Genomic DNA, 14,214 nt, shown 5'->3' with positions numbered 1-14,214 from the left:
GGAGCACAGGCCATCGGCCCCGTGCTCCAGGGCCTCGCAAAACCCGCAAACGACCTCTCCCGCGGCTGCTCCGCTGACGACGTCCTTCACATGATCGCTATAACCGTCAATCAGGTAATGTGAGGGACAATAAAGCGCTACTTGCGGACTGCTAGGGCTTCAGGAAGCGGGTGGCGATGCCGTAAAGAAATTGCGGCAGAACCGTAAAGGCATAGGGTGCATAGACCCGCTCCAGCCGTTGGTGATATTCGCGGCCCCATGGGCCGATATTCACCACCGGATAGGAAAGTGCTTTCGAATTGGCACGATCAATAAACTGAGCCGCCGGTGTGTTGGCCGCAATGATTTCACTATCTGTCGCGTCCGGGATGTGACCGAAGAAGCTCATATCCGAAATACCGGCAAAGATTTCCCGATACCGGATCGTCGTATTAAACTGATGTTCTGCATCCACACGCGCCTTTTCCAAAGAATCTGCAAAACGCTGTTCTTCAACCGTTTCAGATCCCATGCGAACATGCGGATAGACGAGACTTCCGAAGCCTATAACGACCGTTGGGCCTGTGATACGGGCCTCAGCGACCATGCAATTGACGAGTTCCCGCGTCATGAGGAGTGGGTTGTCGCTACTCGAAAGTTCGGCCTCCATCACGGCAAGCCGTTCCAGCGCCGCATCGCCACCGATACGCCGGACCTCCTCGCGCAGCTCAGCCGTAGTTAGAATTCGTCCCTTGTGATTTACGTCGGCTTCACTGCCGACGAGCTTTGCAAACCGCTCCGCTTCGACATTGAAGTGAGTAATCGCGCGATCCAACGCCTCGCCGACAACCGCCTTGAACCGCTGGAACAACGCGTCGGGCGAAACGGAATGGGTCAGCCAGTTGAAGGCAATCCATGTTCGTTCCGGTGTGGTCACTTCATAGCCGCCACGGAAATCCCGCGCCTCCAAGCAGATCGGAGGCGGCGAAACTTCGCCCTCCGCCGTGTCGCAGAGGGTTGCATTGGCTTCCACTGCCCGCATAATTTCGGATGCGATGAGGTGCGCGCTGACACCTTCGAACGGATAGCTCGCATGTGACGGCTGCCCAACGACGAAAGCAAAGGGAAGCTGCTTGCCGATTGTGCCACGATAAATGGCGCGGCCTTCCACACCGTCACCTTGATCGCTCGTTGCATCCAGATTGATACCAGCGACAATATCGAGGCCCCATCGTTCGGCAAGCTCAGGCAAGGCGTCGCGCAGGCTGCGCATTCCCCGCGAACCGCGTTCTTCGTCAGGGGTCGCGAACAGGATCAGATTGCCTTCGCGATCAGGCTGTTGCGAGAAATATTCCAGTGTGGCGATACCCGCTGCTACGCCGCTCTTCATGTCGAGCATGCCGCGTCCTGGGATGTAGTTTCCGCTCTGGAAGTCAGCGAGCGCCTTTTCTTCGTTCGGTGCAAGCGGGCGGCTCGTAAGATCTGCCAGAAGAGCTTCCAGCAAGGCGTCCGGTTCGAAAGCCAGATGCTTCAAATCGCGATAATTGCCCGTTTCCACCACATCGAAATGTCCGGCCAGCGCCAGGGTTCGCCGCCCGATACCGCGAACGACCGCGATGACATTCTTGGTCATAGGCGAACCGTGACTGTCGATGACGGCAATGTCGTCAGGATTCTTCTGGAAATAAGGAATCTCACGCAGAAGCTCGGCAAGCTTCGGACCGAAGGATGCCTCGTCAGGCGTTCCGGTCTCGCTCGGCCATCGTACCATGCGATAGGAGAGTTCTCGCACCCGTTCCGTCGGGTTCCATTCTTTTGGGGATGCCACGGTCTTTCCTCGCTTAATAATTCCCCGTCTCCGTGCCTTGTAGAAGGCACAGACGGGTTCTCAAAACTGGTTTAGAGCGCGTTTCGATCTGATATGATCAGATCGGCGCTCTAACTTCTTCTATTTCAAGCATAATCTTATCGATCCTCGTTTCACTCCGGTCGGATTATGCTCTAAACGTCGACTTACTGGTTGAGATGTTTCTTGAGGAACGCTCTCGTTCGTTCATTTTCCGGATTGCTGAAGATCACGTCCGGCTTGCCCTCCTCGACCACAACGCCCTTGTCCATGAAGAGCACCTTGTCGGAGACTTCAGCGGCAAAGCGCATTTCGTGGGTCACAATCAGCATGGTCATGTGCTCCTGTGCAAGCTGCTTCATGACCTGGTTGACCTCCTCGACCAATTCCGGGTCGAGCGCGGAGGTCGCTTCGTCGAACAGCATGACTTTCGGCTGCATGGCAAGCGCACGAGCGATAGCCACGCGCTGTTTCTGACCGCCCGACAGGCGCGACGGATACATTGAAGCCTTGTCAGCAAGGCCAACCTTCTTCAAAAGTGAAACGGCCAGTTCCTGTGCTTCCTGCCTGCTCTTGCCCTTAAGTTTGATTGGGCCGAGCGTGATGTTTTCCATGACATTGAGATGCGGAAACAGATTGAAGTGCTGGAAAACCATGCCCATCTGCTGGCGCACCGCATTGATGTGCCGCTCGAAAGCGCGTCCGCTCAACGACTGGTTGACCTGAACGCCGTCCAGTAGGATTTGGCCTGAATTGACCGTTTCCAAATGGTTGATAGAGCGCAGCAAAGTGCTTTTACCGGAACCGGACGGACCGATGATCGCGATGATCTGGCCGCGCTCGACAGACAGGTCGATACCTTTGAGGACTTCGAGTGCACCATAAGACTTGTGGACGTCCCGCACTTCCACCATGGGGTTACTGTTGCTCATCGGTAAGCCTCGACTTTCTTTTCCATCCAGTGCAATCCGGCTTCCAGGATGAGATTGAGTACGTAGAAGATCACTGCGGCAGTGATGTAGAATTCAAACGGGCTGTAGGTCTCGCTGATCGCCTGTTGCGATGCATGCACGAGCTCGGTAATGCCGATCACTGACACGAGTGCCGTATCCTTCAGCAGGGCGATGAGGTTGTTGCCCACCTGTGGCAGCGCGTTGCGGACGGCCTGCGGCACGATGATGTAGCGCAGTGTCTGGCCGCTGCCGAAGCCAAGAGATCGTGCGCCTTCATTCTGCCCCGGATCGACAGTCTGGATAGCGGTGCGGAATATATCAGAATTATAGACCGCGAAATGCAAGCCAAGGCCGATGATACCCGTCCATACAGCCGGGATGTTGATGCCGATCTGCGAGAGACCGTAATAGAGCAGGAACAACTGCAGAAGCAGCGGGGTACCCATGAAAAGCCAGATGAAAAAACGAACAGGATAACGCACCAGCCAGTTGCCATAGAGCACGAGCAGGGCGAATGCGATGCCGCCGAAGAAGCTGACGATGGACGAGGATACAGCGATGATGAGCGTCCACCAGATGCCCGTCATCAGAAGTTCGGTATAGGGCGGGACGATGGAAAAATCGAGTTGCATGGGATCACCGCCTATTTGAGTGCGTAGCGGGCTTCGAGGAAATCGACGAAGCGTGCAACGATGTAGATGAGAACCATGTAGATGGCCGCGGCGATGCCGAAGATTTCAAACGGGCGGTAGGTCGAGCCGATGAAGCGTTGGGCCGTATAGGTCAATTCGACCACGGAAATCGCTGAAACCAGAGCCGATCCCTTGATCAGCATGATGGTGTTGACGCCCAGCGAGCGTATCATCAGCCGTGCTGCCTGAGGCAACACCACAAAGCGCATCGACTGTCCGCTGCCGAAGCCGATGGAACGGGCAGCCTCCCTCTGACCGACATCGACCGTCAGAATGGCGCCCCGCATGGCTTCGGCGTAATAAGCGCCGATATTGAGACCAAGACCGATAGCACCTGCTGCGAACGGTTCAAGATTAATGCCAATCTGCGGCCCACCGAAATAGAGAACAAAAAGCTGCAGCAGGCATGGTGTGCCGCGAAACACGCTGACATAAGCTGTTCCGATGAAACGCAGCGGCCAGAAGCGCGACAGTTTCGCGGCTGTGGCAAGAGCACCGACGCTCAAACCGATGAGAATGGCAAGCGCCGATATTTCGACGGTAACCAGGGCGGCCTCCAGGAAGTATGGAAAGACCTCCGCCATCAAAGAGAAATTCATTATCTCCCCTTTCCTGTCTGGAAAACCAAGTCGGAAAGCCAAGTTGCCGGGACGCTTGTTTAGCAGTCGTCCCGGCAAGGGGTTTCATACGGTTAGCGGATGTCTCGGCCGACCCACTTGGTTGAGATTTTCTCGTAGGTACCGTCAGCTTTCATGTCATCGAGAGCCTTGTTGATCGCATCCTTCAGCTCAGGGTTCCCCTTGCGCAGAGCAATCCCGACATTGTCGGTGCCCTTAAGTTCCGGCGTTTCGAGCTGGCGAACCTTCTCACCGCTCTCCTTGATGGCAATCAGGATCGGAATGTCGTCCGATGCAATCGCGTCCACGCGTCCCGAACGAAGCTCAAGCAGCAGTTCAGGAATGCCCTTGTAGGTACGAACGGTCCAGCCGCCCTGCTCGCGCGCCCACTTGTCACTGGTTTCGCCAAGCGTAACGGCAATGGTCTTGCCCTGCTTCAGCTCGTCCATGGACTTGACTGGCGAAGCTTCCGTCACGAAGATGCCACGGCCACCGCGATAGTATGGGCCTGCGAAATCGACGGCCTTTTCACGTTCCGGCGTGATGCTCATGCTGCCCACGACGACATCGAATTTGCCTGCGCGCAGTCCGGCAATGATACCGTCGAAAGCCGTAGTTACGACAACGGGCTTCACATCGAGGCGCTTGGCAATTTCGGTTCCGATATCGACGTCGAAGCCGACAACCTGGTTCTGGCCGTCAACAAAGCTGAACGGCGGAAAAACACCGCTCATGCCGATACGCAATTCACCGCTCTGCTTGACCTTTTCGAGGTCATCCGCATGAGCGGGCGCAAGCATCATCAGCGCGCCGACGCCAGCGGCAATAAGCGAAGACAAAAGGTTTTTCATTTCATTTTTCTCCTAGGTGACCGTAACGCGATCACGGGCGATGCCCGTTCCGAGCGCCTGACAGGACGCATCTTTCCAAATCGTCGACGCCCGACAGGCGGCGACAAATTTCTCGGGAAAACTGATTCGGAACAGGCAAGATCATCGCGTCCTGGTTACCCAGGAGCGGGAGAAAGAAAAGCTCCATCGACCCACCTCCGAAATTCCCCTTGCCGGTTGCGTAGCTGCTTATCCGGCTTGTTTGTTTTCAAGCACGCTAACGGAGCAAAGGATCAACGAAAACGCCATTTCGGCATAGAAATGTTCAGCAATTTGCGATAAACGCAATCAAACTGACGAAATCGTCAGAACAGTGGTGTAGTGATGGATGATCTGGATCAACGATTAATCTCGGAACTGCGCATCAATGCGCGCGCGTCCATCCCGACGCTTGCCAGCATTCTGGGCGTAGCGCGCGGCACGATACATAGTCGGATGGAACGTCTGATCGCATCGGGCGTCATTGCAGGCTTTACCGTGAGGCTGAAAGATCATGGCTCCACCGACATGATCCGCGGTATCATGATGATCGAACTGACCGGACGAAATATCAAAAGCGCGATCGCGACGTTGCGTAAAAACCCCGGCTTTTCGGCTGTAAACACCACGAATGGAACATGGGACCTGATCGCCGAGATTGAAGTCCCCAACATGAATGAGTTTCACCGGCTGGTAACCGGAATCCGCGCCATGGACGGGATTGCGAAGTCCGAGACGCATATCTTTCTCGGACCCGCTTGAGCAATCGGCGGCTTATTCCGCCGCTTCCGCCACATAACCGAATTGCATGATTGCATCCGGCGCGGCGACGCCCGGCAGAATACGACCGTCATCCATCGGCGCACCCATCTGGGTGGTCATCGGAATGACGCCTGCCCATATCGGCAGGGTATAGTCGGCATCGTCATCCTTCGGCGGACCCGAACGAACCTTTGCCGAGGCCTCGTTCAGTTCCAGTTCCAGAAGCATAGTGGCCTTCAGTTCCTTGGCCATCATCGGGCGCAGCCCTTCCCAACGTCCTGGTAGCAAACCGTTCACGAAACTGCGCAAGTGATGTTCTTTCGTTGCAGCATCCGTCACCCTGCGCGCTGTTCCGAAAGCCATGACCGAGCGATAATTGCAGGAATGATGGAATGCCGAGCGGGCGAGAACCAACCCATCAAGCAGCGTAAAGCTCACACAAACTTCAGTTTCGTTGCAGCTTTCCAGCATACGGCTGGCGGATGATCCGTGCCAGTAAATGAAATTGCCTTCCCGCCAGACCAGCGTCGGTGTGACATAAGGCGTTCCGTTGAACACATACGCCACGTGCGCCAGCGGTTGAGCATCGATGATTGCGTGCACCGTGGCTGCGTCGTAGGCACCGCGTTCATGCATGCGTTTTACGCGGCTGCGTTCGGAAGGGACTGTCGTCATGGCCGATATTTCTCCTTTATGTTCGGCCAGATTGGCGCCATAGTGGCTTTGAGAGAATAGCCACTTTGAACGAATATAATAATGCCAATTTCCAACACCCTTCCAGAGTTAGGGATTGATCGTGCCAGCGATATCCCGCTTACCACCCAGTTGGTCGAGCAGATCAGGCAGGCGGTCCTGGCCGGGCGGCTGAAGCCTGATGCGAGATTGCCGTCCACGCGCGCCTTGTCACTGGAGCTGGGCCTCTCCCGTACTACCGTTCTGGCCGCATTCGACCAGTTGATTTCCGAAGGCTATCTGGAGGGAAGGCAAGGCTCCGGCACCCATGTCGCGGCAGAACTTCCAGACACCAGTCTAACGGTCAACCAGCAGCCTGCGCACCGAGCAACAACGCCCCAGCGTTTTCATCGAGAGGAACCCAAACCCTTTCGGCTGGGCGTATTTGATAGCGATCATTTTCCGCATGATCAGTGGGGCAAACTGCTCGGGCGAATCTGGCGCGCGCCTTCCTATGATCTATTGAACAGTGAGGACGTGTTCGGCTTTCATCCCTTGCGATCATCGCTGGCCCGTCATTTGCACGAATGGCGCGGCATGGTCGTATCCCCGGAACAGATCATTATCACCGGCGGCAGCGCGGACGCCTTAGCTCTCATCAGGGAAGCTCTATTTGTACCCGGCGATAAGCTATGGATGGAAGAACCAGGCTATCCGCCTGCGCGCAAGATTCTCGGCGTCAATGGTCTCGACATTATCCCAGTCCCGGTTGACGGTAGTGGTCTGGATGTTTCCGTTGCGCGGGAAAAGGCCACTGATGCACGCGCCGCTTTCGTTACCCCCGCTCGTCATCATCCAACGGGCGTAACGATGACCCTTGGCCGTCGGCTTGAGCTTATCGCCTGGGCCAGAGAACGCGACGCGATCATCATTGAGGACGACTATGACAGCGAGCACCGTTATGTAGGTCAGCCCCTGCCATCCCTCATGTCGCTTGATCCGGAACGCATCCTCTATATCGGAAGCTTCTCCAAAGTCTTCTCACCACTCTTGCGACTGGGGTTTCTGATTATACCATCGCATATGACCGATCGTTTCAGGGCGCTGCGACACAGCCTGTTCCCCGCGCCATCGCCATTGGCCCAGCCAGCATTGGCAAGTTTTATTGAAACGGGAGCCTTTGCCCAGCATATCAGGCGCATGCGCCGCACACACGCATCGCGCCGTCGCAAGCTGATCGCAGCACTTGCGCCTGGAGAGCCAAAACTGTTCCGGATTGAGGCTCCTCCTGCGGGGCTATCCTTGTTGCTGGCCTTGCCAGAAGGACAAAGCGATACACATCTTGCAGATATTCTCGCAGAGGCTGGTATCGATGTTCATCCACTATCAACGCTCTATACGAAACTGACGCCACGCCAAGGGCTTATCCTCGGGTTTTCAGGATTTGATGAAACCGCGCTGGAGAATTCTGCAACAGCACTGATGAAAATTCTCGAACAATCGAATTAGAGATTGTGCATTAGCAATTTCGTAAACTTTGGATTCAGCATTTCCCAGTAAGCTTTGATTAGCAATTAGCTCGGAAGGAGCGTTGCAGCCCACTTGTTTTGCGTTACGGGTGCTCATGCGTTCTTCGGTTGTATCAGTCATTGCCCTTGCCTGCGCCGCTTTGACGGGCTGTACGTCAAGTTCTGGTATCGACAGCATCATGCTCCAGTCGAAGACCTCGGCTGAGACCACGAGTTCGGTGGCTCGCCCGGTCCCACCCGCTCCCTTGAGCGAAATGGCAAGCGCACCGCAGCCAATGCCTGCATCCCAGCAGGAAGAAGTTTTGGCCTGGGCTGGCCCCATACCTGATGCGGGCCCGTTCAAGGCGGAACCACCCGCGCCCATCACGCCTCAGCCACAGCTACAAGAGCGACCACAGGCGCGCATCTCGGTTCCAAAGCCCGAAGTCGCAGCCTATCCGCCAGCGCGCCTTACACCGCAAGAACGGTCGAAAATCTACAGTCATCGTTTCCGTGATGCGAAACCGATCAATTTCGGACGCTCTTCTCCGCGCAAGCTGGCAGTGCATGGCGTGGACGTATCTCGTTGGCAGGGCAATATCGACTGGGTAAAATTGCGCACGCAAGGGGCAAACTTCGCCTATATCAAGGCAACCGATGGCGGTGACCATCTTGATCCCAAGTTCCGCGAGAACTGGCGCGGGGCGAAAGCGGCGGGTATCAAGCGCGGCGCATACCATTTCTTCTACTGGTGTCGCGTAGCAAGCCAGCAGGCTGACTGGTTCATCCGCAACGTTCCGAAGGAAGCCGACGCGCTTCCACCTGTCATCGATGTCGAATGGAACGGCGATTCCTCTTGCAAGAGACGGCCTTCTCCGGCGCAGGTGCGGGAAAAAATGCAGGTCTTCATGGACAGGCTGGAGCAGCATTACGGCAAGCGGCCAATTATCTATACCGCACCGGATTTTTACGATGACAATCTGAAAGGCGCCTTCACCAATTATCCATTCTGGTTGCGTGCCGTCGCCCAGCATCCATCCAAGGTCTATCCGGGTCGCCCGTGGACCTTCTGGCAGTATTCAGGATCAGGGCTGTCACAGGGCGTGAACGAAAAAATCGACCTGAATGTCTTCCACGGCTCCGAAGACGATTGGCACAGATGGCTGGCGCGTGCCGCCAGCTAGAGCATTTCCGGTTTAAATTGAATCATTGAAAATGCTCTAATTCTTTGTTTTTACGCGCATCTTATCCGAAAACCGTTTCGCACTTTTCGGAATGCGCTCTAATCACTTGCGAAACTGGCCACCGGCCAGTTTGAGTGTTATGAGGTCATATCAGGGATAACCGAAGCTTTGCCTCGAAACCCGGCATGCAACATCGCCATGCCGGGCCATTTGCTGCCCGCATGGTGTTACCATGAAAGGGAATGGCAAGTATGGACGTTCGGCTATTCGTGCTGGCGCTGGCAACCTTCGTTACTGGCACTGCGGAGAATATCATCGTTGGCATTCTTCCGGGCCTCGCCCCCGGTTTGAATGTTTCAGTCAGTGCCGCCGGGCAACTGACTTCTGTTTTCTCGATTACCTTTGCTCTTACTGCACCACTGGCACTCATCCTCACGGCGCGGTTTGAGCGAAAAAATATTCTGATCAGTGCACTGACCGTTTTCATCGCAAGCAATATCATCGCATGCATCAGCCCCAACTATCTCATCCTGTTTGCCGCTCGTATGTGCATGGCTGCTGCAAGCGCAGTCGTCTGTCTGATTGCCACAATGCTGGCGACGGAACTGGTCAGCCCTGCGATGCGCGGACGCGCCATCGGAATCATATTCATGGGTATCAGCGGATCGATGGTGGCAGGCGTTCCAGCAGGAATGATCGTCAACGATTGGCTGGGCTGGCGCGCAGTATTCTTCTGTCTGGCATTGATGGCAGCTTTGGCTCTGCTTCTATCATCAGGTTCACTGTCCCAAGCCGGACGCAGTCTGGGCGGTATGCCGCCCTACAAACCTCATCTGAAATCATTCGGGCTGGTGTCAGCGCAACTTGTTTCGATCCTGATGATCGGCGGTCATTTCGTATTATTCGCCTATCTCTCGCCTTACCTTCTGGAAGCAGTGCACATCTCTTCCCAAAACGTTATCTGGGCAATGGTGGCCTTCGGTGTAGCTGGAATGACCGGAGGATATCTGGGAGGGTTGCTTGTTGACAAACTGTCACCGCGGCTGGCTCTCGTGCTGACGCCACTTTTCTATCTGACGGCCCTGGCGGCGATACCGCTCACGACCGGATCCAGCATTATTTTCGGCGCGGTGCTGATGATCTGGGCCTGCATCAGTTGGATGATATCGCCCGTCGTTCAGAGCTTTCTCATCACAACCGATCCAGTAACCGCAGATGCCGGTATCGGGATCAATCTGTCGGCCATGCATATAGGCGTCGCGCTTGGCACCGCGACGGGTGGCCTTGCACTGCAACGCTTGTCCCTGCAAGCCCTGCCCTGGATCGGGTGTTTTCTGGTCGCGCTTTCGCTGTTGTGCGCTCTCAACACTTCCCGATATTTTCGAGGTCGTAGGACGTCGATTGATACATCTCGTTGATCCAGTTGCCGAAAAGAAGATGCGCGTGGCTGCGCCAGCGATTTTCCGGCTGGCGCGTCGCGTCGTCACCGGGGAAATAATTCGCCGGAACCTTCGTTTCAGGCTGAACCTGAATGTCACGGAAATACTCATCCGCAAGCGATGTGGTGTCATATTCCACGTGATTGAACATGTGTAGCGAACGATGACGGGGGTCATCAAGCAGGCAAAGCCCCGTCTCTGGACTATCGACTAGCACTTTCAGATCGCTATTGGCCGGAATGTCGCTTTTGCGCACTTCAGTCCAGCGCGAAACCGGTATTTTGAAATCATCCGAAAACCCGCGAAGGTAGGGCGATGACGGTGCAAGGTTGCGCTGGCTATAGACGCCTGACGCCTTACCCGGCAGTTCGTACTTGCCCATACCATGGAAATGATGAACAGCGGCTTGCGCGGCCCAGCATATATTGAGAGTCCGGTGTACATGGGTCTGCGTCCAGTTGAAGACACGCTGCATTTCGTCCCAATAGGTAACTTCCTCAAATTCGAGACGTTCGACCGGAGCCCCTGTGATGACAAAGCCGTCAAATCGCTGGTCCTGTACCTCTTCCCACGGCTGATAAAAGGATAGCATGTGATCGGCAGGCGTATGGCGTGCCACATGGTTGGTGATACGAACAAGGGTCAGCTCCACCTGCAGCGGGGTTGCTCCGAGAAGGCGGGCAATCTGCGTCTCGGTGGTAACCTTGTTGGGCATCAGGTTGAGCAGGCCGATCTTCAGCGGACGAATATCCTGACGAACGGCATCTGCTTCGCGCATGACCATAACGCCCTCGGCCTGGAGAACACTGGTTGCTGGCAGATCATCAGGAATTTTAATCGGCATGTCGCGTCGGTCCCTAGTTTATGCTGGAGATGACGCGAGTGGCTTTTTCCGTATATTTGCCGGTTTGGCCACATCCTCTCTTTGCAGAGAGTACCACCTTGCCCGGAGAGGCAGGTTGGCGTTGGGCGTCTCCCCAACTCTTGATGTGCCGATACTTCTACTCAAACTCTTTGGGAGTCGCAATAGGGATTAAGTGTCACCTTAAAGTGTATGAGAAATTTCAGCTTCGCGAACCAAACGGTTCGCGAATTTTACACTCACAGACACCCTGAATTTGGAATAGACGCCCTTTTTAAATGCCGTCGATTGCGGCTTTCAAAGCGCTTACGCGCTGGGCCGACGTCCGAAATGATTGTTCGGCAGCAAAACCGAGGGCGATAGCGCGAGAATCCTTCTCTTCGAGCGGGACGCGGCACGAAGCATGAACTTCTATTGCGCCAGTGGCGTCCACTATTCGACCCACATTCTCGGCGTTGACGCCGCTGCCGGGCATGATGCTGATGCGCCCGCGAGCAATTCCAGTCAGCCGCTGCAAATTATCCAGCCCCTCTTCCGCGGTTTGTGACAGGCCGGACGTCAGGATGCGCTCGCAACCAAGTGCAATTGACTGCTGCAATGCAACCGTCATATCCGGAACCAGATCGAAAGCGCGGTGAAGCGTCGTTCCAAGACCTTTTGCCTCCGCAAGCAGTCTTTCCAACATAGTAACATCCAGTGAACCATCATTCAGCGAAGCGCCGACAACGACACCAGTCAAACCAGCACTTCTGGCGTTGCCTATGTCGGACACCATTACGGTCTCATCTTCAGTCGAAAAGCGGAAGTTGCCCGCGCGTGGTCTGATCATTGCGTAAACCGGGATCGGTGCTTTCGAGGCAAGCTCCATCAATGCCTGCGAGGGTGTCAATCCACCCAGTTCAAGCGCCGAACAGAGTTCTATGCGATCTGCACCGCCTTCGATTGCCAACCGCAACCCTTCAGCGCTATCCACGCAGACTTCAAGTAACACACTCACGTCTGATGCCCCAATATCGCTGCCCCCACCAAACCGCCATCGCTGCCGAATATACCCGGAACGACTAACGGCCTGTCAGTTTTTCGCAGAATTCTGGCTCTCACCGCCGTGTCAAGCGCCGAAACCAACTCCGAAGCGGTAGCAAGTCCGCCGCCTACCGGAATGATCGACGTACCGGTTATGTTGACGACTGCGGCGAGCGGATCGGCCACCAGTTGAAGATAGGCGGCAATTGTCCGTCTTGCCTCCTGACGACCTTCCAGCCATTCCTGCAGGACTCTATGGCTATTCGCTTCAATACCATTCAGAAACTGGTGTAGTCTCTCGATCCCGCGTGCGCCACCAATCGTATCGACACAACCACTTTGCCCGCAACCACAACTGAAGCGTGGGACCAGCACAGTTTTTCCGTCGATTTCTACACAGGTGTTGAGGATCGGGCCGTGCCCCCATTCGCCGGTCAAGCCGCCTTTACCGCGAACCAACCGGCCATCGACGACAAGCCCGCCGCCAACGCCAGTACCCAACACTGTGCAGAAGACAATCTCATGCCCTTTTCCAGCACCTTCGATTGCCTCGGCCAGGGCCAGACAATCGGCATCATTGGCGGCGATCACCTGTCGCTGCAATCGCTCACCGAGTTCAAAGCTTAGCCGGTGATCGGTGATGCAAGGGATATTCGCAGAGAAAGCGGTACTTGTATCCGGATCAACCAATCCGGCAATGGAAAGCGCAAGTGGCCCTTCGTCATCCGATGCATGAATACGAAGCGCTGTTTCCAATGCGCCCCCGAATTCGTCCCAACTGTTTGCTGATGTCGGCAGTTTTTCAAGAAGCTCGATACTTCCTGAATGTGTCGAACGCGCCAGCCGGATGAAGGATCCGCCAACATCTGCGGCGAACACAGTTCCAGCCCGTTGAGACTGACGCATCCTTCTGTCGTGCATGATCAATCTTCCGCCGATACGTTTCGATGTTCCATCCAATCGTCGCAAATGTATCGGCAGTCAATCGCGCAGCGCAATCTATCCTACGGTTTCGGCGCTACAAGCGAGATGTTCACGCCTTGCGGGTCCTTGCATTGAACAACCCATTCGCCATTCGGCACTTCCATCGGCTCTTGCAAAACCGCTCCACCCAGAGACTTGACCTTGCTGGCAGCATCTTTGACGCCATCAACCATGAAGTAGAATCCCCAACCTACACGAGTACCGGGAGGTGCGGTCATGATGCCGCCGTGATCAGCGCCATCGACACTAAACACCTTGTAGTTTCCCATAGGCCCCATGTCGAAGTCGCGTGAGAGCTTCCAGCCAAATACTTTCTCGTAGAAGGGAAATACCGTCTCGCAATTCTGGGCGTATAGTTCGTGCCAGCCCGGATGTCCCGGTTTGCGCGAACCGAAGTCAGCCGGTGGCGGCATGTCGTCCTTCGGCTCAAAGAGTGCAAAGACGCCACCTTGTGGGTCCGAAACAATCGCGAACCGTCCAATGTCCGGGATATCCTGTGCGGCCCTTAGAACCTTGCCGCCTTCTGCCTCGACTTTCCGGGAATATTCATCGGCATTTGTCACACCGACATAACCGATCCAGCCGGGTTCGCCTCCACAATCCTCTTTTGGCATATCCGCCATCGACATCATGCCTGCGATCATGCATCCGGGCACTTCGAACAGCGTATATTTCATGCCGGGAACCCCGGCATCTCTCGCTGTCCAGCCGACAACTTTCGTATAAAAGTCCTGCGCGTTATCAGCGTCTGTCGTCATAAGTTCGTACCAGACGAACGGAGAAGAACCGTTTTTCATTGAATGTACTCCCTTGGATTTTGTTTC

At 55.4% G+C, this 14,214-nt stretch carries 15 protein-coding genes and 1 riboswitch; of the genes, 5 read left to right on the top strand and 10 right to left on the bottom strand.

Annotated features, from left to right (window positions below; translation table 11 throughout):
- A partial coding sequence (locus FIB18_RS13655) for a phosphate acyltransferase (RefSeq protein WP_268898999.1) occupies positions 1-123 on the top strand: 123 nt, incomplete at its 5' end.
- 28 nt (positions 124-151) lie between these two features.
- Here FIB18_RS13655 and FIB18_RS13650 read toward each other — a convergent pair.
- The 5 genes from FIB18_RS13650 to FIB18_RS13630 form a co-directional block, all read right to left on the bottom strand.
- Positions 152-1,750, bottom strand: coding sequence for a M20/M25/M40 family metallo-hydrolase (locus FIB18_RS13650; protein WP_140021249.1), 1,599 nt, complete (start codon positions 1,748-1,750; stop codon positions 152-154).
- Between the two features lie 242 nt (positions 1,751-1,992).
- Positions 1,993-2,757, bottom strand: coding sequence for an amino acid ABC transporter ATP-binding protein (locus tag FIB18_RS13645; protein WP_140021234.1), 765 nt, complete (start codon positions 2,755-2,757; stop codon positions 1,993-1,995).
- Positions 2,754-3,410 carry an amino acid ABC transporter permease gene (locus FIB18_RS13640; protein ID WP_140021233.1) on the bottom strand — a complete coding sequence of 219 codons (657 nt, stop codon included), beginning with the start codon at positions 3,408-3,410 and terminating at the stop codon, positions 2,754-2,756. Before FIB18_RS13640 ends, FIB18_RS13645 begins: the two co-directional genes overlap by 4 nt.
- Before the next feature lie 11 nt (positions 3,411-3,421).
- Positions 3,422-4,069, bottom strand: a complete 648-nt coding sequence (locus FIB18_RS13635) for an amino acid ABC transporter permease (protein WP_140021232.1) — start codon at positions 4,067-4,069, stop codon at positions 3,422-3,424.
- A 92-nt stretch (positions 4,070-4,161) separates the two neighbouring features.
- Positions 4,162-4,938, bottom strand: a complete 777-nt coding sequence (locus tag FIB18_RS13630) for a transporter substrate-binding domain-containing protein (protein ID WP_140021231.1) — start codon at positions 4,936-4,938, stop codon at positions 4,162-4,164.
- Between the two features lie 363 nt (positions 4,939-5,301).
- Here FIB18_RS13630 and FIB18_RS13625 point away from each other — a divergent pair, with 363 nt between their 5' ends.
- The gene (locus FIB18_RS13625) at positions 5,302-5,718 is read left to right on the top strand and encodes an Lrp/AsnC family transcriptional regulator (protein WP_140021230.1); all 417 of its coding nucleotides are present in this window, start codon (positions 5,302-5,304) and stop codon (positions 5,716-5,718) included.
- A 12-nt stretch (positions 5,719-5,730) separates the two neighbouring features.
- On the opposite strand, the gene FIB18_RS13620 is transcribed toward FIB18_RS13625, so the two are convergent.
- Positions 5,731-6,393 carry a pyridoxamine 5'-phosphate oxidase family protein gene (locus tag FIB18_RS13620; RefSeq protein WP_140021229.1) on the bottom strand — a complete coding sequence of 221 codons (663 nt, stop codon included), beginning with the start codon at positions 6,391-6,393 and terminating at the stop codon, positions 5,731-5,733.
- Positions 6,394-6,474: 81 nt separating this feature from the next.
- Between FIB18_RS13620 and pdxR the strand changes: the two genes are divergently transcribed.
- The 3 genes from pdxR (at position 6,475) to FIB18_RS13605 (ending at position 10,500) form a co-directional block, all read left to right on the top strand.
- Positions 6,475-7,899: a MocR-like pyridoxine biosynthesis transcription factor PdxR gene (pdxR, locus tag FIB18_RS13615; protein ID WP_140021228.1), complete on the top strand. Its 1,425-nt coding sequence runs from the start codon at positions 6,475-6,477 to the stop codon at positions 7,897-7,899.
- Between the two features lie 115 nt (positions 7,900-8,014).
- Entirely contained in the window at positions 8,015-9,082 is a 1,068-nt protein-coding gene (locus FIB18_RS13610) for a glycoside hydrolase family 25 protein (RefSeq protein WP_140021227.1), read from the top strand.
- Between the two features lie 251 nt (positions 9,083-9,333).
- On the top strand, positions 9,334-10,500 hold the full coding sequence (locus FIB18_RS13605; protein WP_140021226.1) for an MFS transporter: 1,167 nt from the start codon (positions 9,334-9,336) through the stop codon (positions 10,498-10,500).
- Here FIB18_RS13605 and FIB18_RS13600 read toward each other — a convergent pair.
- The 4 genes from FIB18_RS13600 to FIB18_RS13585 form a co-directional block, all read right to left on the bottom strand.
- Positions 10,445-11,365, bottom strand: coding sequence for a homoserine O-succinyltransferase (locus FIB18_RS13600; RefSeq protein WP_140021225.1), 921 nt, complete (start codon positions 11,363-11,365; stop codon positions 10,445-10,447). The genes FIB18_RS13605 and FIB18_RS13600 overlap by 56 nt on opposite strands.
- A 42-nt stretch (positions 11,366-11,407) precedes the next feature.
- A riboswitch (SAM-I-IV-variant riboswitch) is annotated at positions 11,408-11,517 on the bottom strand.
- Between the two features lie 140 nt (positions 11,518-11,657).
- The gene (locus tag FIB18_RS13595; protein ID WP_140021224.1) at positions 11,658-12,380 is read right to left on the bottom strand and encodes a copper homeostasis protein CutC; all 723 of its coding nucleotides are present in this window, start codon (positions 12,378-12,380) and stop codon (positions 11,658-11,660) included.
- Positions 12,377-13,327 carry an ROK family protein gene (locus FIB18_RS13590; protein ID WP_140021223.1) on the bottom strand — a complete coding sequence of 317 codons (951 nt, stop codon included), beginning with the start codon at positions 13,325-13,327 and terminating at the stop codon, positions 12,377-12,379. The genes FIB18_RS13595 and FIB18_RS13590 overlap by 4 nt, the downstream gene beginning before the upstream one ends.
- Positions 13,328-13,410: 83 nt before the next feature.
- Positions 13,411-14,187, bottom strand: coding sequence for a VOC family protein (locus FIB18_RS13585; RefSeq protein ID WP_140021222.1), 777 nt, complete (start codon positions 14,185-14,187; stop codon positions 13,411-13,413).
- Positions 14,188-14,214 lie beyond the last annotated feature (27 nt).

It is taken from the genome of Brucella pecoris (genome assembly GCF_006376675.1).
GTDB classification, from domain to species: Bacteria; Pseudomonadota; Alphaproteobacteria; order Rhizobiales; family Rhizobiaceae; genus Brucella; species Brucella pecoris.
Note: the sequence above shows the minus strand (reverse complement) of the source record. Positions and strands in the feature narration are given on the sequence as shown.

Coding starts and splice junctions, on each gene's coding strand:
- FIB18_RS13650 (WP_140021249.1), bottom strand. CDS start 1,750: ATGGTACGATGGCCGAGCGAGACCGGAACGCCTGACGAGGCATCCTTC.
- FIB18_RS13645 (WP_140021234.1), bottom strand. CDS start 2,757: ATGAGCAACAGTAACCCCATGGTGGAAGTGCGGGACGTCCACAAGTCT.
- FIB18_RS13640 (WP_140021233.1), bottom strand. CDS start 3,410: ATGCAACTCGATTTTTCCATCGTCCCGCCCTATACCGAACTTCTGATG.
- FIB18_RS13635 (WP_140021232.1), bottom strand. CDS start 4,069: ATGAATTTCTCTTTGATGGCGGAGGTCTTTCCATACTTCCTGGAGGCC.
- FIB18_RS13630 (WP_140021231.1), bottom strand. CDS start 4,938: ATGAAAAACCTTTTGTCTTCGCTTATTGCCGCTGGCGTCGGCGCGCTG.
- FIB18_RS13625 (WP_140021230.1), top strand. CDS start 5,302: ATGGATGATCTGGATCAACGATTAATCTCGGAACTGCGCATCAATGCG.
- FIB18_RS13620 (WP_140021229.1), bottom strand. CDS start 6,393: ATGACGACAGTCCCTTCCGAACGCAGCCGCGTAAAACGCATGCATGAA.
- pdxR (WP_140021228.1), top strand. CDS start 6,475: ATGCCAATTTCCAACACCCTTCCAGAGTTAGGGATTGATCGTGCCAGC.
- FIB18_RS13610 (WP_140021227.1), top strand. CDS start 8,015: ATGCGTTCTTCGGTTGTATCAGTCATTGCCCTTGCCTGCGCCGCTTTG.
- FIB18_RS13605 (WP_140021226.1), top strand. CDS start 9,334: ATGGACGTTCGGCTATTCGTGCTGGCGCTGGCAACCTTCGTTACTGGC.
- FIB18_RS13600 (WP_140021225.1), bottom strand. CDS start 11,365: ATGCCGATTAAAATTCCTGATGATCTGCCAGCAACCAGTGTTCTCCAG.
- FIB18_RS13590 (WP_140021223.1), bottom strand. CDS start 13,327: ATGCACGACAGAAGGATGCGTCAGTCTCAACGGGCTGGAACTGTGTTC.
- FIB18_RS13585 (WP_140021222.1), bottom strand. CDS start 14,187: ATGAAAAACGGTTCTTCTCCGTTCGTCTGGTACGAACTTATGACGACA.